Source organism: Psychrobacter sp. CX16, assembly GCF_057396245.1.
The window spans coordinates 81122-100141 of record NZ_JBXYJF010000004.1 but is presented as its reverse complement, the minus strand read 5'-3'; the positions used below and the strand labels follow the sequence as shown (position 1 = coordinate 100141).

At 40.6% G+C, this 19020-nt stretch carries 13 protein-coding genes and 1 pseudogene; 6 read left to right on the top strand and 8 right to left on the bottom strand.

Annotation, left to right across the window (positions count from 1 at the left end):
- Window positions 1-461: 461 nt before the first annotated feature.
- Window positions 462-2738: a class 1a ribonucleoside-diphosphate reductase subunit alpha gene (gene nrdA, locus AC2SLM_RS02630; RefSeq protein WP_486551809.1), complete on the top strand. Its 2277-nt coding sequence runs from the start codon at window positions 462-464 to the stop codon at window positions 2736-2738.
- Between the two features lie 328 nt (window positions 2739-3066).
- On the opposite strand, the gene AC2SLM_RS02625 is transcribed toward nrdA, so the two are convergent.
- From AC2SLM_RS02625 to AC2SLM_RS02605, 5 genes are all read right to left on the bottom strand, one after another.
- Entirely contained in the window at window positions 3067-3303 is a 237-nt protein-coding gene (locus AC2SLM_RS02625) for a hypothetical protein (protein ID WP_486551808.1), read from the bottom strand.
- 439 nt (window positions 3304-3742) lie between these two features.
- Entirely contained in the window at window positions 3743-4933 is a 1191-nt protein-coding gene (locus AC2SLM_RS02620) for a DNA circularization N-terminal domain-containing protein (protein ID WP_486551807.1), read from the bottom strand.
- Window positions 4934-5054: 121 nt separating this feature from the next.
- A complete protein-coding gene (locus AC2SLM_RS02615) occupies window positions 5055-5834 on the bottom strand; it encodes a hypothetical protein (RefSeq protein ID WP_486551806.1) in 780 nt (259 codons plus the stop codon).
- Between the two features lie 2 nt (window positions 5835-5836).
- Window positions 5837-6046 carry a hypothetical protein gene (locus tag AC2SLM_RS02610; protein ID WP_486551805.1) on the bottom strand — a complete coding sequence of 70 codons (210 nt, stop codon included), beginning with the start codon at window positions 6044-6046 and terminating at the stop codon, window positions 5837-5839.
- 186 nt (window positions 6047-6232) lie between these two features.
- Window positions 6233-6571, bottom strand: a complete 339-nt coding sequence (locus AC2SLM_RS02605; protein ID WP_486551803.1) for a hypothetical protein — start codon at window positions 6569-6571, stop codon at window positions 6233-6235.
- An 842-nt stretch (window positions 6572-7413) separates the two neighbouring features.
- On the opposite strand from AC2SLM_RS02605, the gene AC2SLM_RS02600 reads away from it, so the two are divergent.
- Window positions 7414-8400 (top strand): hypothetical protein, encoded by a 987-nt coding sequence (locus AC2SLM_RS02600; RefSeq protein ID WP_486551801.1) that lies wholly within the window; start codon window positions 7414-7416, stop codon window positions 8398-8400.
- A 6-nt stretch (window positions 8401-8406) separates the two neighbouring features.
- Here AC2SLM_RS02600 and AC2SLM_RS02595 read toward each other — a convergent pair.
- A pseudogene (locus tag AC2SLM_RS02595) lies at window positions 8407-8565 on the bottom strand (IS1/IS1595 family N-terminal zinc-binding domain-containing protein); the annotation flags it as partial.
- A gap of 294 nt (window positions 8566-8859) precedes the next feature.
- Between AC2SLM_RS02595 and nrdB the strand changes: the two are divergent.
- Together nrdB and yfaE are read left to right on the top strand one after the other, a co-directional pair.
- Window positions 8860-9993 (top strand): class Ia ribonucleoside-diphosphate reductase subunit beta, encoded by a 1134-nt coding sequence (gene nrdB / locus AC2SLM_RS02590; protein WP_486551800.1) that lies wholly within the window; start codon window positions 8860-8862, stop codon window positions 9991-9993.
- 215 nt (window positions 9994-10208) lie between these two features.
- Complete coding sequence (gene yfaE / locus AC2SLM_RS02585) at window positions 10209-10466, top strand: class I ribonucleotide reductase maintenance protein YfaE (RefSeq protein WP_486540336.1); 258 nt, start codon at window positions 10209-10211, stop codon at window positions 10464-10466.
- Between the two features lie 132 nt (window positions 10467-10598).
- Here the strand turns inward: yfaE and AC2SLM_RS02580 are convergent, their stop codons facing one another.
- Window positions 10599-11936, bottom strand: a complete 1338-nt coding sequence (locus AC2SLM_RS02580; RefSeq protein ID WP_486540338.1) for a S1C family serine protease — start codon at window positions 11934-11936, stop codon at window positions 10599-10601.
- Between the two features lie 476 nt (window positions 11937-12412).
- Here AC2SLM_RS02580 and AC2SLM_RS02575 point away from each other — a divergent pair, with 476 nt between their 5' ends.
- Window positions 12413-13180, top strand: a complete 768-nt coding sequence (locus tag AC2SLM_RS02575) for a Nif3-like dinuclear metal center hexameric protein (protein ID WP_486551799.1) — start codon at window positions 12413-12415, stop codon at window positions 13178-13180.
- Window positions 13181-14112: 932 nt separating this feature from the next.
- Window positions 14113-15345 carry a transglycosylase SLT domain-containing protein gene (locus AC2SLM_RS02570; protein WP_486551798.1) on the top strand — a complete coding sequence of 411 codons (1233 nt, stop codon included), beginning with the start codon at window positions 14113-14115 and terminating at the stop codon, window positions 15343-15345.
- Window positions 15346-15495: 150 nt separating this feature from the next.
- On the opposite strand, the gene AC2SLM_RS02565 is transcribed toward AC2SLM_RS02570, so the two are convergent.
- On the bottom strand, window positions 15496-18870 hold the full coding sequence (locus tag AC2SLM_RS02565; RefSeq protein ID WP_486551797.1) for a LysM peptidoglycan-binding domain-containing protein: 3375 nt from the start codon (window positions 18868-18870) through the stop codon (window positions 15496-15498).
- Between the last annotated feature and the right edge of the window lie 150 nt (window positions 18871-19020).

The window sequence follows — 19020 nt, the reverse complement described above, 5'->3', positions numbered from 1 at the left end:
ATAGACATCAAAACCTAAACGTTCTGTAATTCAAATAGATAAATTAACCCCTCAAAGATCAGCCGACTTAGTCCTATTAGTTTGATAGATTAGAAGACAACTAAACGAATGTTTGTTGTTGAACGCGGTGTTCACAAAACTCTGAAAATATTTTTTGACGCTAAAAAAAGTGCATTTTTTACTTGACATAACCGCTACACGGCAGCGCTTCAACGGTTGCAGATTTGCAAATATTTTCGGTGTCTGATTATTCACTATGAATCGTGAAGTTGAACCCCTTTAGAGTGATTTGTCAAGATAGTAAAATTTCTTTTTTTCCTTTATATTGTGTCTATCATATAAAAACCACCCCATATATAGTGTCTGTCTGATTTGATAGACACAACGCTGTATGGAGTGTTCTCATTTAATTCTACGAGCGTTTCATCCTATTAGCCTGCAATAAAATAACGGAGACAGCAATGACACATATGGATAATATTCAAGTAATGAAACGAGATGGCCGATTAGAGCCAATCGATTTAGACAAAATCCATAAAGTGATAACTTGGGCCGCAAAAGGTCTGGATAATGTCTCTGTTTCGCAAGTTGAGCTTAAGTCTCATATTCAGTTTTATGACGGTATCAAAACCCGTGATATTCACGAGACCATCATCAAAGCCGCTGCCGATTTAATCAGTGAAGAAACCCCAGATTATCAATATCTTGCGGCACGTTTGGCCATCTTCCATTTACGTAAAATTGCCTATAATCAGTTTGAGCCACCACATTTATATGACCATGTAAGCAAGCTGACCGAAGCTGGTAAATATGACCAACACATTTTGCAAGATTATTCTCGTGAAGAGTTTGATGAATTAAACGACTACATCGACCACTGGCGTGATATGAACCTTGCTTATGCAGCTGCTGAGCAAATGGCCGGTAAATACTTAGTTCAAGACCGTGTGACCAAGACCGTTTATGAAAGCCCGCAGTTCCTGTATGTGCTAGTCGGTATGTGTCTGTTTGCCTCATACGATAAGTCTGAGCGTATGCACTATGTGAAGCGCTTCTATGATGCAGCATCGACCTTCAAGATCTCATTACCAACGCCAATCATGTCAGGCGTGCGTACCCCATCGCGTCAGTTTAGCTCATGCGTATTGATTGAATGTGGTGACAGCTTAGACTCAATTAACGCCACTACTAGCGCTATTGTACGCTATGTATCACAGCGTGCCGGCATTGGCATCAACGCCGGTAACATCCGTGCGCTAGGCAGCCCTATCCGTGGTGGTGAAGCACAGCATACCGGTTGTATCCCATTCTACAAACTATTCCAAACTGCCGTTAAATGCTGTTCACAAGGCGGCGTACGTGGTGGTGCGGCAACCTTATTCTATCCACTATGGCACTTAGAAGTTGAGTCGTTATTGGTGCTTAAAAACAACCGCGGCGTAGAAGACAACCGTGTGCGTCATATGGACTACGGTGTGCAAATTAACCGTACCCTATACACTCGCTTGATTAAAGGTCAAGACATCGCTCTATTCTCACCATCAGATGTGCCTGGCTTATACGAAGCGTTCTTTGCGGACCAAGACAAATTCGAAGAGCTGTATGTTAAATACGAGCAAGACGAGAGCATTCGTAAGCGTCATGTGCCAGCGACAGAATTGTTCAGCTTAATGATGCAAGAGCGTGCCAGCACGGGTCGTATCTACATCCAAAACGTTGATCATTGCAACACTCACAGCCCCTTTGATGCCACGGTTGCCCCTATCCGTCAGTCCAACTTATGTATGGAGATTGCACTGCCAACTAAGCCACTGGATAACATCAATGATGAAAAAGGCGAAATTGCCCTCTGTACGCTATCGGCAATTAACTTGGGTGAAGTCGAAAACTTAGACGATATGGAAGAGCCTGCCGAACTAATTGTCCGTGCGCTTGATGCCCTACTTGATTACCAAGACTATCCGGTTAAAGCCGCTGAAAATGGCAGTATGCGTCGCCGTACGCTAGGTGTGGGCGTGATTAACTATGCTTATTACTTAGCCAAAAATGGTACTCGTTACTCTGACGGCTCGGCCCTTGGTCTGACGCATCAGACGTTTGAAGCGCTACAGTATTATTTACTAAAAGCGTCTAACAAACTGGCGAAAGAAAAAGGCGCTTGCCCTGCTTTTAATGAGACCACCTACTCGCAAGGTATTCTGCCAATTGATACCTATAAAGCGGACTTAGATAAAGTGTGCAATGAGCCATTGAGGCTTGACTGGGAAGCGTTACGTAGCGAGATTAAAGAGCATGGTCTACGCAACTCTACTCTATCTGCATTGATGCCATCTGAGACCTCAAGCCAGATTGCTAATGCTACTAACGGCATTGAGCCACCACGCGGCTTGGTATCGGTTAAGGCGTCTAAAGATGGCATCTTAAAGCAAGTTGTGCCTGATATCTTGAATCTAAAAGGTCAGTACGAACTATTGTGGCAAATGCCTGACAACAATGGCTACTTGCAGTTAGTTGCGGTAATGCAGAAGTTTATTGACCAAAGTATCTCTGCTAACACCAACTATGATCCTACTCGCTATGAGGGCAGCCGTGTACCGATGAAAGTGTTGTTAAAAGACTTACTAACAGCATATAAGCTCGGCGTTAAGACTCTTTATTATCACAACACTCGTGATGGTGCGAACGATGCCCAAGCCGATATTGATGATGGCTGTGCGAGTGGTGCTTGTAAGTTGTAGTATTTTGGTAGCTAATCCTGCCATCCACTTGTATCTACTTAGCCAATGGCGTGCGAACTATCGTGTCTAGGTGTGTTGCTGTTATCTCGACACCACCCCTATCCACAGTTCGCATCGCCATTGTCGTCAGCAGGATACCGCTCCTGTCAGGGCTAAACCGCTCCTCTGATACAACAAGTATGTGGAAATTTAAGTTTTTTACTAAATACTCAAATAGCATCTAGGAATTCATATGTTCACAAGTTATCAGCATGAATACTTTAATGAAGTTAAAATGAAAATGCTTGGACTCTTACAAACAGAAAGTAAATACCAAGTACCTAAACTATTAATAACAATATCCTGAGCTTTCACTAATTTCCCACATTCTACCTTCTTGATCATACCCTTCAGTACCCGAATAACCTAAATATCGATCTTCTAGTTCAATAACAGATGCTGCATCATTGCCCAAAAAAATAACAGCATATTTTGAAAAAGATTCATAACAATTATAGCAGCCTGTTTCCCTACCAAGTTCACTCCCATCAATTATCAAGGCATCAACATTATAATTTTTGACCATTTATTAATGAACACTTTATATTTTGCACAGATTTCTTCTTCTGCAGCATTTACTAAAGACATAGTTGACATCGCAACGATAGCCAATCAAGATATTAAAAGGCGCTTCATAATACTTTCCTAATGTAAGGTTTATATGTGAAATTTATTTTATATGTATTTTAGACAATCGCCATTAGTTGCACTTATGTGATGCTTTCGAATTAGACTTTCCAAAGCGTCTATACCGCCAGTATGAAAAATAGTTTGAATATATTCTGTAGTGAACTCAAAGTGTTGTCCGTCATCATGGGCATATATCACATTCATATCGTCGTCATTAATGGTTAGGTTGTAACCCTCAATTTCCAACGTTCTTTTATCTAGCTTCATTTCATATACCATTTTATTTATATTAATTAATACCTAGTATAACAAATGCTAAATAAATAGTATGGTGATCACTGATAGTAATTAACCCTACTCAGTTGCGAACCTGATACCCCACCTGACAACTGAATAATATCACTCGCTTGACTGATATCGCCATATAGCTCATAGCTCGCTACTAGAGCGTGGTGTGTACCGTCAAGATTATAGGTTGGCGTATGTGTTGTCGCTTGCCCGGTATAGATAATCATGTCATCGACTTGCTCAATGAGCTTTTGCATAGCGTCAATAATAGTCTGTTTGTTAGTCTGACAAACACTTCGCTCGTTTGACTTAACAAATTGCAATGGTTCAGACTTAACTCGCTCTATGGTTGTCTGTAGGTCATCTTTGATAGATGTTGCTCTATCTCTAAAGTCTTGCAGCTCGCCAAAGTCGGCTTTGTCCGATATTTTTTCAAAGTAATAAACGAGTGAAGTTTGCACTATAAGCTGGGTTTGTGCTTCCTCGACAATCGTCCCCGTTGACCTCACTTCGCTACCCATTTTATAAAATGAGGTCGGTGCTGTTTCAACCGCTGCTTCTTGTACTGTTAGCACTGCTTTAATATTATTATTGGCCAATACGGTCTTGGGCGTGTCGGTAGTCACAGATTCAGACACTTCTATGCCTTGCGTAATAGCTTCTTTAGTTTCAACATAATCGCTTGCCGGCATTGTCATTCTGACGCTACCGTCGTCCATGTACTCATAGCCAGCTTTAAGTCCGTCTGTTACACTGCGGACACTCCCCACGAGTTGACTCACTGCAACGTGCACGTCGCTTATGGCACCAATCACATCATCGATAATTCCATTAATCTGACCAATCAAACCAAGTATGTTACTTGGGTAAGGGTCATTGGCTCTTTCGACTAGCTCTAACGTAAGTTCAATATAGTTAAGTTTTTTATGGTCTAGTTTGTATGACCAGTCTTTTAAGGTGCATTGGAAGCTACGTTTAATTGTTGGGTCAAAATAAACCCCATCGCCTCTTACGCTCCAGATCCTTTTCGCTGTTTGAAATTTATCTCTAAAATCTTTACCGTGAAAGCACCCAGTGACGCTAAATTTCTCAGGTAGATCACCCAGGCCCTCATTATAGTGGTGGTCGCTAAATGGATAGGTGTGAGTTAGTATTCTACGACCACCGCTATACGTTACTGGCAATATCTCAAACTCTACGCCCTTAAACTTAGCGGTGCCATAGTCGTTACAAAGCATAGTGTTTCCTTATTTCTTGTATATTTGAATTGGCTTTATTTGAACTTCGAGCCTTTATTTTCTTTAATATCTAAAATAAAAAATGCCTCACTTAAAAGTGAGGCATTTTTTCATTCTAACCCTAATTACCAATATTTAATGTTTGAAAATCATTGTAGATATTTGGATCAAAAAGCGAAATACTTTCTATCTCTTCTACCCTTATTAATAGCTTAAAATCATTAATACGTTCTTCAGTTACGACTTTTTTTCCATTGCTCGTTTTGAAAAGGTCATTCTTTAGATACATATCTGTGTAATTGCATTCGATTATCATTTTTAATGTATCTTTATCTCTATACCCACTTAAATACGGTACAATTACGATATTTTCTAAATCTGCATTTTTAAACTGCTCCCCAAAAACCATACCTATATATACTTTTCTAGATTTTAGTGAAACCTTAATAGTAGAATTGGTTTGCATAGCCTGTATAACAATGTCCAAAACTCCATCAAGACTTTTTAATTCTTCATAGTTATAGGTTGATTTTTTTGAGTTGTAGCCAGCACTTCCTAATATCCAAGCCAAAAACATAACACTTAACGCAAAGCTATATAACTTATTATTGATAATTACCTCAATACTTAAAACTGTATTTTTTAAATCATTTAGTATTGAAAAGCCAGGTTTACAACATAATGCAAAAAGTCCTTCTAATAATACACTTATACCCCAAATTAATGTATATATGAATAACCAAGCCACTATAGATGATACTAAAAGAGATAGACCACTTTTAGCTAAAAACACATATGCTTCCCATCCTGCAGTTCTTTTAAGTGCATTTTTTCTAACTGGTTCAGATGAGACATTCATATACCCTAACACAAGTATATATAAAACAATAAGTAAAGCCATTTCTAATTCGTTTCAGCTTTATGCACTTTTATTTTATTAAATTCTTGAATCTGATTTTTAATATTCTTTTGAACTTCAGGATTTTTATAATTTATCCTAATATTTCCATAAGTATCAATAATTAGTTGACTTTTTTCATTCTGAATATTTTTATTACCTATAATGGATATTGGCCCATTAAATAATCTAAAATATTTTCTGATAAATGACATAATGCCCCCGTTGGTAAATCTTTACGATTGTAAACATTATATTACCCCAAAGGTAGCTAATCAGCAATTGTTTCCCATTATACAAATGTTTCCTTTGTAACTAAAAAAAGCCCTACTATTTTCTAGTAAGGCTTAATAATTGAGTTCTTAAGACTCATTTAAGCTATTAAATGTTCATTATGATGCTTAAATCTTTGACGTACAGCCATCATAAATTGTACTTGAAAAGGATTCCATCATATAGGTTTTCATTTCATCATTAGGTATTACAGGCACTTGATACGCTACGTCCATTAACTTTAATGTAGTTTCACATACATATTCGTTTAGTTCATCGCTACCTGTTGTGTAATTAAAAGAGTTTATTTCCTCGGTGACATTTTCATACGGTAAGCCTATCTGTCTAATAGCCATAACATTATAAGCTAGTCCTGCCAATGAACTATAATACTGCTCACCTTCCGGAGTTAATGCTGACGCTGACATTGATTTAAATGCGAGTGCCGCAATTAATAGTTTTTTCATATTAATACGGTTTAATTTAGTTTCACTGGATATTAATATAAACTTAATAAAAAAGCCAATATAAGCAAATAAGTTTCTTTATTTAATTAATTTAGCTAAACTCAAAGGCACTTTAAACCTTAAGGAATTATTTATGACCTCGCATGGATTCAGCAAGCGTAGCGTGGGTGCCACGCAGTGAAACCAACGGATTAAGTAGCACTTACGTTATCAATCAGTTCAATGAATCTATCAATAGAATAGTAAGCTCAATTTTCATAATAGCTTGGCTTGCCGTGGGTTATCACCCACGCTACCATAAATGGCACAAAAGCTCAGCTAACTCAACAACACCGATTGAAAGTACAGTCAACCTTAAATTAAAACAGACTTATGTAAGAACCGTAGCGTACGTGCAACTCAGTGAAACCCACAGATTAAATAATCTACTATTTCATCTGTATTGGTCAAAGCATCATCACCTAACCAACACGCTTTTCAAAGATACCGCTTTCTGAGAAGAAAAATCTTTTGAAAATGACCAATGCCGATAAAAGTCCATCCAAATACTATCTTGAAGAGAGATAAGGCAACGATTCCCAGTACAGCTACCACCAGCCCCACTTTTCCAAAACCAGCTTAAAAAATAGTGCCGCCTTTTGTAGCAACAACTTCAACTCTATTATCATAATGCATCCCGATATTTAATAAAACTATCATGTTTCAAAAGATTTAGGGTTTGCAGTGCTCAATTGGCATAATTAGTAAATATGAAATTAGTATAATTTTAAACTATACTACATAGTGAAGAAGTTAATATTAATACAGAATACTTAATTAGAAATATATTAAAAGGACTTTAGATGCATAAAATTAAATTAATGATTAGCAAAACAAGTAATAGAACATTAGGCAAACAAACGAGCATCACCTCTTTAAGTACTCCCCTACCTATCAATAGACCACTTACGACACTAACTAATAAGCTACTCAAGTTATCTGTCCTGTCAATTCTACTAGGTCTATCAACCCCTAGTATCGCAGAGATTAGTATTGAAAAAAGTAACCCGTCTATACCAACAGCTGATTCAAGTGATCAATGTGGTTACTATCACCGTCAAGTTATAAATCACCCTATGATTACCGCCAATGCTGCGGTAACTCATAATCCAGAAATAGAGAGTGAAATCAAAGAAATGCAGAAAGCCGCAGAGCAATATATTATGAATGCAGACCTAACTATCTTCCCGTCAAATGAGAATCTGCATAAATATAGCGCTCAAGGTGGCAAGGAGAAGGTCAGAGAAGTCCTTCAACTCAGTAACGGATTGACTCAGAGCGACGTAAGTGATGTTTTAATATATTTATTCAATTCTTATTATTTTGGAGAATATGTCCCTAAAAATGATTATGAAGCAGTGAGATATCTTAGCAAGTATATTGAGTTGTATCAGCAGATCTCTCCAGAGCAGGTTGAAGCACTCGTGATAGGTACGATATATAAAATGGGCAATTATGGAGAGATAATTGATAATGAAAACAACCCAACTTGGTCGAATGATATTTCGGAGGCTCCTTTTAAAATGTTAATAGAAGCTGGATTAATTGATGCTGAAGCGATGCAGCTGGCAGACGACTTCGATCCTGCCGATCCTAAATGTATTGAGTATTCACTACCAAAACTCATTGTACTTGCTAATGAAGGCAGTCGCCTAGCTATACACTTGCATTCAGACGAATCTGAAGATCTGATTAGATATGCGCCAGAAATATTTGATGACACTGATAAACACTATTGGCAACAAAAAGCAGAAAAACTGCCGATTGAAGGTATAGACTGGCGACCTTAAAAGATTAATAGCCCAAAACCCTAAGCCCTCTAAGTACATGTGAATAGCAAGGCGTTTGATATTATAGGGTTTCTTGGTAGACTTTCTTTCTACGCTATAGTAGTGATGACAATCTTTACATTTGTAACGCTGTTTACCATTTACTATGCCAGCTTTGTGATAGTTTTTAGAGTGTCAACGAGTACAATTCATAGAGGTATTCTGAGTCGATAGTTTAATTTATTATGATGTGAATATACTTATTCACCAATACCTCCTAATTAATGTCTGATGAGTTCCATTATTAAAGCATCTAATGACTTATAGTGCTCAACATATTACAATATGCAGACCTCCTATTTAGTACGGCGAATAGCTGTATCATTGAGCGAAACTTCAGATCATTGAGACACAGCTCTACTGATCGTTACGATATCCATCATTCCAACTTTTACTCGCTAAATTTTAAAGGGCAAAATCATGACCTACTCAATCTTTTGCCAAACCAATAATGATGCCCTCAAAGAACCGATGTTTTTTGGTCAGCCTGTTAACGTGGCGCGTTATGACCAACAAAAACACCCTATTTTTGAGCAGCTTATCGAAAAGCAGTTATCATTTTTCTGGCGTCCAGAAGAAGTAGATGTTTCCAAAGACCGTATTGACTACGGTAACTTGTCTACACATGAACAGCATATTTTTATCAGCAACTTAAAGTATCAGACCCTGCTCGACTCTATCCAAGGTCGTAGCCCAAACGTGGTGCTATTGCCACTGGTGTCTATTCCTGAGCTTGAGACATGGATTGAGACATGGTCATTCTCTGAGACCATTCACTCACGCAGCTATACCCATATTATCCGTAACATCGTTAACGACCCTGCGGTTGTGTTCGATGACATTATGGAAAATGAGCATATCTTACAACGTGCTTCTGACATTGCCTTCTTCTATGATGACTTGTATCAGCATTCGCAGCTATACAGCCTATTTGGTGAAGGCACGCATGTGGTTAACGGTGAAGAAAAATACGTGGATCTTAAAAAGCTTAAGAAACAGCTTTATCTGTGCTTGATGGCGGTCAACGTATTAGAAGCGATTCGTTTCTATGTGTCATTTGCCTGCTCATTTGCCTTTGCTGAGCGTAAGCTGATGGAAGGTAATGCTAAAATTATTAAGCTAATCGCCCGTGATGAAGCGCTACACTTAACTAGCACCCAGCACATGTTAAACATCATGGCATCAGGTAAAGACGATCCAGAAATGGCGGAAGTCGCTCGCGAATGTTATGACGAAAGTATCGAGATTTTCCGTAAAGCAGCCGAACAAGAAAAAGAATGGGCCGGCTATCTGTTTAAAGATGGTTCGATGATTGGACTTAACAAAGATATTCTGTGTCAATATGTAGAATATATAACCAATCTACGTATGGAAGCGGTCGGCCTACCGGCACTCTTTCCAGACTCTAAAAGTAATCCGATTCCATGGATCAATACATGGCTGTCATCAGATAACGTTCAGGTCGCACCGCAAGAGACAGAAATCAGCTCTTACTTAGTCGGTCAGATTGACTCTGACTTATCAGACAGTGATTTTGATGACTTCGAGCTGTAAGATTTAGACGATACACTGTGAATAATCAGCATAATTGTTAAATGGTTGGTTTAAAGATGACCTTTTAATGCGTGTTCACAAAATATTGTTAATTAAGAATGCGTACGGTTATTGGTTAGGATAACGTACGCATTTTTGCTTAGGCTATTTTATATTTGTATATCGAACCGATTCGAGTCGATTATAAATGGTAATGAGGAATCGTTAGGAATCATATGACTTGGGTTTTTACAGGCAAAACACGCTTTTACTTACACGATGATGAGACCTTGCTTGATGGCCTGCTGCGTACTGGCCATGATGTCAATTTTCAGTGCCGTGAAGGTTATTGCGGAAGTTGCCGAGTTACCTTAACCGCCGCATCCCGTCCTATCAATTATGCCGAGCCGCCACTGGCGATGATAGAGAAAAACGAGATACTGCCCTGCTGTTGTCAGGTGCAGGGTATGATTCATCTAAAAGACGTTCATTGAATGGATAACATCTGGTTTTCTTAGAATGAGCGTAACGACATAAAAAAAGCCCGCTATCTAATGGATAGCGGGCTTTTTATTAGTGATTTAAACATCACTCTAATCAAGCGGGTTTAAACCTCTTAGATTTAACTACTGCGTTGGATCAGGACGTGCACCATTTTCGAACAGTTCAATCAACTCTTCACGAAGCTGCGCACGCTGCTCTTCGCTAAGCGGACTAGCGTCATCTTGCTCTTCTTCGAGATATAGCTCGGCATCATCTGGCATTTGAGGCGGTGCAATCGGCAACTCTGGTGGCTGCTGTAAATCACTTTGGGTTGGACGCTCTGCCAAAGTAATATTGATGTTCATATTTTTAGAGTTACGTAGTACCTGAGTCGATAGTACCGTATTTGGCATTTTACGAGCCACATATTGAATCAAACTATTGGCATCAGTCATCTCTATACCATCAATCGATAGAATGATATCACCACGCTGTAGGCCACTGCTCGCTGCAGGACTGCCGTCAATAATATTTAGTACTTCAACGCCAGTGCTGCTGTTTAGCTGAGTCGGATCACGTAATTGCGATTGAACCTCAATACCTAGCCAGCCGCGGCTTACTTTACCATCGGTAATAATGGCGTTCATCACTTGCTCAACCAGTGCAGTTGGAATCGCAAAGCCTATACCCATCGACCCGCCAGAGCGTGAGAAGATAGCGGTATTGATACCCACCAGCTCGCCTCTAGCATCGACCAAAGCACCACCTGAGTTACCAGGGTTAATTGCCGCATCGGTTTGGATGAAGTCTTCAAAGGTGTTGATACCCAAACCAGTACGACCAGTGGCTGAGATAATACCTTGCGTTACAGTCTGACCGACACCAAATGGATTACCAATGGCCAGCGCTACATCACCGACTTCAATAGGTACTTCTCTAAAGGCTAATGGCTCAAGACCATTCATATCTACCTTAATGACTGCCAAATCGCTGTCAGGATCGGTACCAACCACTTTCGCTACCGCTTTACGCCCATCATTTAAAGCGACAACAATCTCATCTGCCTTGGCAATCACATGCGCGTTGGTCACGATATAGCCGTCTTTGGATACAATTACACCAGAGCCCAAGTTGGTCTCAGAACCTGCCTGCGGGACTTGACCATGAAACTCATAAAAACGACGTAAAATCGGGTCATTCATATAAGGGTTTTGAGTAATGGTCTGAGTGGTATAAATATTGACCACCGAACGTGATGCCTTAGCGACTGCATCATGATAAGATCTGACTGGCTCTGGTCTGTCTAAATCTCTATCCGAATTTAACGGAATTGAGGTCGTCTCACTACGCGGCGGCTGCCAAGTGCTTTGTTGGCTAGTCTTTTGGTCGATATAAACCAAAATAAAGGCCGCCAACACAGCAAGTAACAAAAGCCATGGTAGGATTCTCCAGATGATGTTCGACTTTGAAGATGCGGACATGTCACTCCTCGATATTCTTAATATTATACGGCTACTGACACAGTCACTATTCAAGTAACGCTAACAATATATTAGCGTCGGTAATGAGGTTAGGTGTGCAAGCGTTATAAGGGTTAATGATGTGATTATACCATTACCAAAATTAGCGTGGCTAGCAAGACTCTGATAGACATTATTAAGGTCTCTGCGACAACCTATCAACGCACTATCAGGCGCGTCACTTTCTGGCAGTATTGTTTCAGCTTCTTTAGTCTAACATTAGTTCACTACTAACTGGTAAACCACTCAAAGAATTTGCACTATATATTGTTAAGTTAATGTTACTTGGTGCAGATGAATTGTGGTCAAATTTGAACGAATAGCTAAAGGACCAATATAATTTCACACAGGTTACGTATTTAAATTGCCTATTGTTTGGACCTATAGGTATCATCGGGCATCTACTATTAACCTTAAATGATAAAGCAGAATGACTTATGAGTACCTCTGAAATGACTCCGACTGAATTAGAAAAATGGTGTAATAATTATCTTAAAGCAGACGAGTTTAAAGACTACTGCCCTAATGGCTTACAAGTTGATGCTAATACACCTATTAAGAAGATTGTCACTGGTGTCACTGCCACACAAAACTTAATTGATGCGGCTATTAATGAGCAGGCCGATGCTATCTTGGTTCATCATGGCTACTTTTGGAAGGGTGAACCGCAGCCTTTGATTGGTATGAAGGGCAGGCGTATTCGCAGCCTATTTCAAAATAACATCTCACTACTGGCCTATCATTTGCCATTAGATGCCAACCCAGCCATTGGTAACAATGCGGTGCTAGCACAAGAGCTGGGGCTGAAAATCACAGGCGCTTTATATCCTGAAGAGAGGTATCCTGTGGGTAATATTGCCGAATGCGCGCCAACTTCGATTGATGTCTTTATTAATAAAGTCGCTAAGACATTATCCCGCGTGCCCACTCATATCAGCGCAAATAATGAGCAGATTACCAAAGTAGGCATTTGTACTGGCGGTGCACAAGACATGATTGAGCAAGCGGCAAATATGGGCTGTCAGCTATATATATCAGGCGAGATATCAGAGCGTACCACGCACAGCGCGCGCGAGCTTGGTATTGATTATCTCGCATGTGGCCACCATGCTACTGAAATGGGCGGAATCAAGGCTTTAGGTCAACTAATTAAAGACACTCATGGCCTTGAAGTTACCTTTGTTAATGACCCCAATCCTGCGTAAACGTTTTATTGAATTATTAAAGAATTGCGAGTCACTAACTACCCACAATTGTGCATTATTTTTAAGTATAATAGCGCCAATATTGTGGGGAGTTAACAAAAAGTATGGGCAACTGTTCAGTTTTCATATTGAAATTGGTTAAACAAACCCCCATATATATACTCATAGCAAAATTTATGCCTATGTACTATCAGGTTTATTTTGCTTTGCAATGAACTGCCAAATTTTACAAACCATCGCAAGTGCGGGTTTTGTTTGGGGTTATTATAGTTAATACATCAATTTTGTTGGTATGGCCTATAGCGGTTTTTATAACGTTATGGGCTGTACTCTCGTTGTGTAATATTAATGCTGATAAATCCAAACATTGTCTAATATCAAGTACTACTTATTAATCGGTAGTTTTGATATAAAAAGATATTTGAGTGATATCAAAGACAAAAGTGGCGTGAAGGTATCGATGCATTGTTTAGAGATTCTCCGCAATAGCTATTGCGATTAATTGATAGCAATAACCGATATGGCTTAAGTTTATCTTGATAGTAACCTTGATAGTAATGTGGATGAGATTGTCTCTCATACCTCTACTATTAAGTTAGTACTTTCAATGGTCTAACTTCACTGCTTTTAACCCGTCTGCTAGCAACATACTGAGTTTGGCTTGATTTTAACAAGGCTGCGGTAAGGCAGATGATATACCGCTGCCTTTGTGTTGCTCCTAAAATCAAGCTAAATAAAGACTGTACGCTGCACATGGATGCATTCTGTGTGCTTGGCTTAGTATTGCCCTATCGCGCTTTGCGTAATCGATAGGTCAAAATAAGCCCGACAAGCGTAGAGAGGTGTTGCTCATATCTGTGGCTTAAAGAGATACTACTGCAATGGTGCAGGAGCCTCTACACGATATGGATGGTTGGACGAAGGAGACATCCATGCAACGCATGACCTATTGGTTAACACGTAAGAACACTAAGGCATCAACACCTCAAAAAACTCTAAAATTATCTAATACATTCAAAAGCATTCGCCGCTTTTTACCTACCTCACCAGTACCTAGACTCGATCTAAATCAAATCCCTGCGAACAAGCGGTTCGCAAAGACTAAAATGCTGGTACAAGTCTCTAGCATTGCGCTACTGTCGTTGCCTGCCAAAAGCATAACAACGACTATGTATAATACTGATTCGATGGCATATGACAACGTCATGACCAGTAATACATTGACGATGGCGTCTGTTAAAGGGGATAGCACTTTCTTTTCAACTGATGGTTTTCAACATGGTTTTGGTTACGATATCGCTCGTATGTATGCTCATGAACTAGGCGTACAAATCGAAGTTAAAAGCTTTGATACTGATGCTGAAGCGCTAAGGGCTGTGAATGAAGGTAATGCTGATATGGCATTGACCACAGCCAGTACTCAAATGACTGAAACGGCCGGCTTAGCGGCACTTAATATTAGCTGCGGCTTTGATCAGACATTACTAGAAAATGGTTTACATCCAAAGACCAATTGGACGTTTAGAAATAGCCAAGACCCACTAGCGGTTAATGCCAGTCACTTTTTATGTGACAATGAGCAATTGGTTAATACTGCCAAAATTGCGAACTTTTATGATCAAAACCTATTAAAAGATGATTATAATCGTGAGCATTTTGAAAAGGCACTGAGCACTAACTTGCCAAGCTATAAATCATCGTTCCAAGAACAAGCCACTAACTACGACCATGATTGGCAGTTATTGGTTGCAATGGGTTATCAAGAATCACACCTTGATGCCAATGCGGTTTCGCCAACGGGCGTACGTGGTCTGATGATGTTGACCAATAATACTGCTAAGGCAATGGGTGTATCAGATCGTGTTGACCCTTATCAAAGTATCGGTGGTGGTGCACGTTACCTAGAACAGATGAAAGCTGCATTTAGTGACGTGCCAAATCCAGATAGATTATGGTTCGCACTGGCCTCTTATAACATGGGCCCAAATGCCGTTAAGAAAATTCAGAAAAAAGTAGCTGCAGCGGGTGACAATCCAAATAGCTGGTCTAATGTGTATGCTTATATGTCAGATCATGCCGGCAGTAACTCACGCTATGTACAGTGTATGCACTACGTGACTAATATTCGTAGTTACTTAGAGTCGTTAAAGACAAGTACTACCTAGTTCATAAGGCATTAACTGGCAGGCTTGGTTGATAGACATTCAGTACTTCCCTACTCTATTTACTGCTTTACAGTCTCTCCCATAGATGGCATAAAAAAAGAGCTCACATTGAGCTCTTTTTTGGGTCTAGTATTTAATACATTAAAACTTTTATTGAACCGGCACTTTAAGCATTTGACCACGTTGTAGCATGGTATCACTACTAATACCGTTTAACTCTGCAAATTGTGTTGGTGTCATACCGTACTTTCTAGCCAGACCAATTAGACTATCACCTGACTGAACACGATATGCCGTAGTGGTCGCAGGAATAGTAATCTTCTGACCAATCTGTAGCTGTGAGTTGCTGCTTAAGCCGTTAGCTTTGGCCAACTGACTAGCGCTTAGACCGTACTTGCTCGCCAAACGAATCAGCGAGTCACCTGATTTTACGGTGTAATTGCCTGATTCGCTTGAGGCAGTTGGCGCGCGACTGCTACTGCTGGGACTTTGTTGAGTCGTTGAGCTCGAGTTACTGCTTGGTACTTTTAGTGTTTGACCAATACGCAGACCAGCAGTGGCACTGATATTATTAGCAGAGGCTAAGTCAGCAACGGACACATCATATTCACGGGCAAGGCCAATTAGGCTGTCACCAGATTTTACTTTATAGCTGCTGTTATAAGACACATTTGAGCTTGCGCTTGAACGGCTGCTGCTGGTACTACGTGTGCTACCATTATCGTCTGGAATGCTTAGTACCTGACCAATAAATAGATTAGAGTTGGTACTCAAGTTATTAGCAGCGGCTAAATCAGTAACGGATACCCCGAATTTACCTGCCAGCCCAATTAAAGAGTCACCAGAGGTTACTTTATAAGAGCTTGGACGTGATGCAGAGCTACTGCTGCTAGATGACGAGCGGCTATTAGATGCTATGTCACGGCTACTGCTACTACCATTAGCACTGGGAATAGTAATGGTCGACCCTCTTAATAATTGAGAGGTCGATGATAAGTTGTTCGCGGCCGCAAGGTCACTTAACGGCACGTTAAATTTATTAGATAGTCCAATTAACGAGTCACCTGACTGTACTTTGTATTTGATCGACTCGTTATTAATGCTTCTTGCAATTTGTTCTGCACTGGCAGGCAGCTTAATGGTTTGACCACGTTGCAAACGCGTATTGGCAGAGAAGCCATTAATCTGTGCGATTTGTATGTGTGGTACGCCGAGCTTATTGGCTAGTGCAATCAAACTATCACCTGACTTCACGGTGTAGTTTGATGTCTCACCGCGATAGCTGCTTGAGCTACTGCCACTAGTAGTGCTAGAAGACGACGAGCTGTCTGCAGGTATCGTCAACCGCTGACCCACTAACAACTGCTCATTTGTACTCAAGTCGTTAATATCCGCTAACGTGCCAAGTGGCACATTAAAACGTGACGCTAAACCAATCAGGCTCTCACCACGCTTAACTGTATAAGACTGCGTGTCCCCTTTATAGGCACTGCTTGAGCTACTGTTGCTGCTCGAACTATTGGCTACTTTACCCGGAATTAACCACAGTTTTTGACCGGTACGCAATTGCGCATTGGTTGATAAACCGTTGTAACTGGCTAAGCGAGATACACTCAGACCAACGCGGTTTGCTGTCCCGATTAAAGTATCACCAGGGCGAACAATATAAGTGTTTGGCTGTGAACTACTTTGGCTATTATCAACACCTGCTGCAGACGAGTTTAATGGTTTAATAGGCTTAGCACCATATAAATACAACTTACTGCCGGCAAGTAGCGTTGAGTTCGGGTTCATCTGGTTCCAGTCAGCGATATCACGCCAGTTTAGGCCTGCTCTTGATGCGATATTTACTAAGGTATCACCACGTTGGACAGTATAAACGCTGCGCTGACCACTGGGTCTAGCAGGTGTGTATTGAGAACTAGACTGAGGGCTACTAATTGATTGACTTGAGCTTGACTGTCTGCCATCAAAGCGTAACTTTTTCTCCTCACCTCTAGACTCTAGAATAGATTGCTGTGTCTGAATCGCATCAAGCTTAATATTACCGTCGACCGAGCTGACCACCTCTCCCACGTTAGGTGACTGCTGACGAATTTGCTGCGCAATAAACTCTTTTTCTTCTGGTGATAAAGGCGGCTCTTGGATTACTGTATCGTTACGTGTCACTTGTGCAGAGGTGGTCGGTAGCGTATTTGAGATAGCAAATTCTGACTCAATACGTTTTTTCTCACTTTCACTAATTGGCGGCTCTTTAAAGGCAGAACCCGATGAGGACGCAGACGCTACTGGCGCAATATATCCACTGTTTTGCTGCGGTGCACGTGCCTTACTCGCAAACTCTGCTAGACCCTCAGGAGACTTAGCCATGACTTCATATTGCGAGTCAGGAATAGTGTATGGGCTAACCGTACCACCACTCCCATTTAGTTCACTGATTTTTGCATCGACCAGCGTATTAACTTGATTGGGAATGATAATACGGTTCGGACCTGCGGTATCGACACGGCCACCAATTAACGAGGCGTTAAGCATTCTTAACTCATCATAACTGGTACCGGTCAGCTGTGACACTTCGTTTAAGCTCACACCATAGTTTGCAGGTACACTACGGAAATGCTGACGGTTCGCAATCGCAGGCAGATAAATACTATAACGATCTGTATCGGCTACAATTTGAGCAACGGCCATAAAGCGTGGCACATAGTTCATGGTTTCTTTTGGCAGGTTTAATGACCAGAAGTCTGTCGGTAAGCCACGTGCGCGGTTGGCGTCAATTGCTCTTTGAATACGTCCAGGACCAGCGTTATAAGCCGCTAATGCCAACTCCCAACTACCGAACTGATTATATAAAGAGGTTAAGAAGTCATAAGCGGCACGCGTTGATTCGATAACGTCACGACGACCATCATAAGTTGGCGTTTGAGTCAGACCATAGATACGGCCAGTACTTGGAATAAACTGCCATAGACCTGCTGCTGCAGCATTACTGTTCGCTGTTGGATCGTACGAACTCTCAATAACAGGCAACAGTGCTAATTCTGTTGGGATGTTACGGCGCTCAGCTTCTCGTACTGTGTGGTATAAATAGCGACTGGCACGTGCGGTTAGACGGTTAATATAATCTTGACGGGTAATAAACCAGTTCTTTTGAGCTTCGATACGCTGATTGTAGCCATACTGGCCTTGATCCATCTTAAAGCCGGCGCGCATTCTATCCCATAAGTTACCGTACTGCTGAATAGCAAGCTTATCGTCTTCCACCATTTTCATATCGGTGGCTTCTAATAAATTAGCCAATTCATCTAAACTTTCATCATCTAATAGCGATGCACTCGCATCACCGCCAGTTGCCGGCACGTTAGATACCGCCTCATTTTGAGCTACTGGCACTCGGGTTGCAGGTGACGTATTTGCACCCCCTTGTAAAGGTGCCGTGTTATTACAGGCAGCCAAAATAACAGAGCTAATCGCAATAACCAAAGGTAGTTTACAAAATTGAAGAGACGTTTTTCTAAAGTTCATGACAATGTTAACCCAGTGTGATAAGTGAATAAAATGCTCAATAGGCGGTTATAAGCAGGGCTATAAATATTTCAGTAATAAAAACCATGTAACTAACAAGGGTACGGTGCCCCGACCTAGCATAAGAGGGCACCTATCCTTATCCGCCTA

What these genes read in the sequence shown, in the direction of transcription:
- nrdA (WP_486551809.1), top strand. Translation starts at nt 462, where the DNA reads ATGACACATATGGATAATATTCAAGTAATGAAACGAGATGGCCGATTA.
- AC2SLM_RS02625 (WP_486551808.1), bottom strand. Translation starts at nt 3,303, where the DNA reads ATGGTCAAAAATTATAATGTTGATGCCTTGATAATTGATGGGAGTGAA.
- AC2SLM_RS02620 (WP_486551807.1), bottom strand. Translation starts at nt 4,933, where the DNA reads ATGCTTTGTAACGACTATGGCACCGCTAAGTTTAAGGGCGTAGAGTTT.
- AC2SLM_RS02615 (WP_486551806.1), bottom strand. Translation starts at nt 5,834, where the DNA reads ATGGCTTTACTTATTGTTTTATATATACTTGTGTTAGGGTATATGAAT.
- AC2SLM_RS02610 (WP_486551805.1), bottom strand. Translation starts at nt 6,046, where the DNA reads ATGTCATTTATCAGAAAATATTTTAGATTATTTAATGGGCCAATATCC.
- AC2SLM_RS02605 (WP_486551803.1), bottom strand. Translation starts at nt 6,571, where the DNA reads ATGAAAAAACTATTAATTGCGGCACTCGCATTTAAATCAATGTCAGCG.
- AC2SLM_RS02600 (WP_486551801.1), top strand. Translation starts at nt 7,414, where the DNA reads ATGCATAAAATTAAATTAATGATTAGCAAAACAAGTAATAGAACATTA.
- nrdB (WP_486551800.1), top strand. Translation starts at nt 8,860, where the DNA reads ATGACCTACTCAATCTTTTGCCAAACCAATAATGATGCCCTCAAAGAA.
- yfaE (WP_486540336.1), top strand. Translation starts at nt 10,209, where the DNA reads ATGACTTGGGTTTTTACAGGCAAAACACGCTTTTACTTACACGATGAT.
- AC2SLM_RS02580 (WP_486540338.1), bottom strand. Translation starts at nt 11,936, where the DNA reads ATGTCCGCATCTTCAAAGTCGAACATCATCTGGAGAATCCTACCATGG.
- AC2SLM_RS02575 (WP_486551799.1), top strand. Translation starts at nt 12,413, where the DNA reads ATGAGTACCTCTGAAATGACTCCGACTGAATTAGAAAAATGGTGTAAT.
- AC2SLM_RS02570 (WP_486551798.1), top strand. Translation starts at nt 14,113, where the DNA reads ATGCAACGCATGACCTATTGGTTAACACGTAAGAACACTAAGGCATCA.
- AC2SLM_RS02565 (WP_486551797.1), bottom strand. Translation starts at nt 18,870, where the DNA reads ATGAACTTTAGAAAAACGTCTCTTCAATTTTGTAAACTACCTTTGGTT.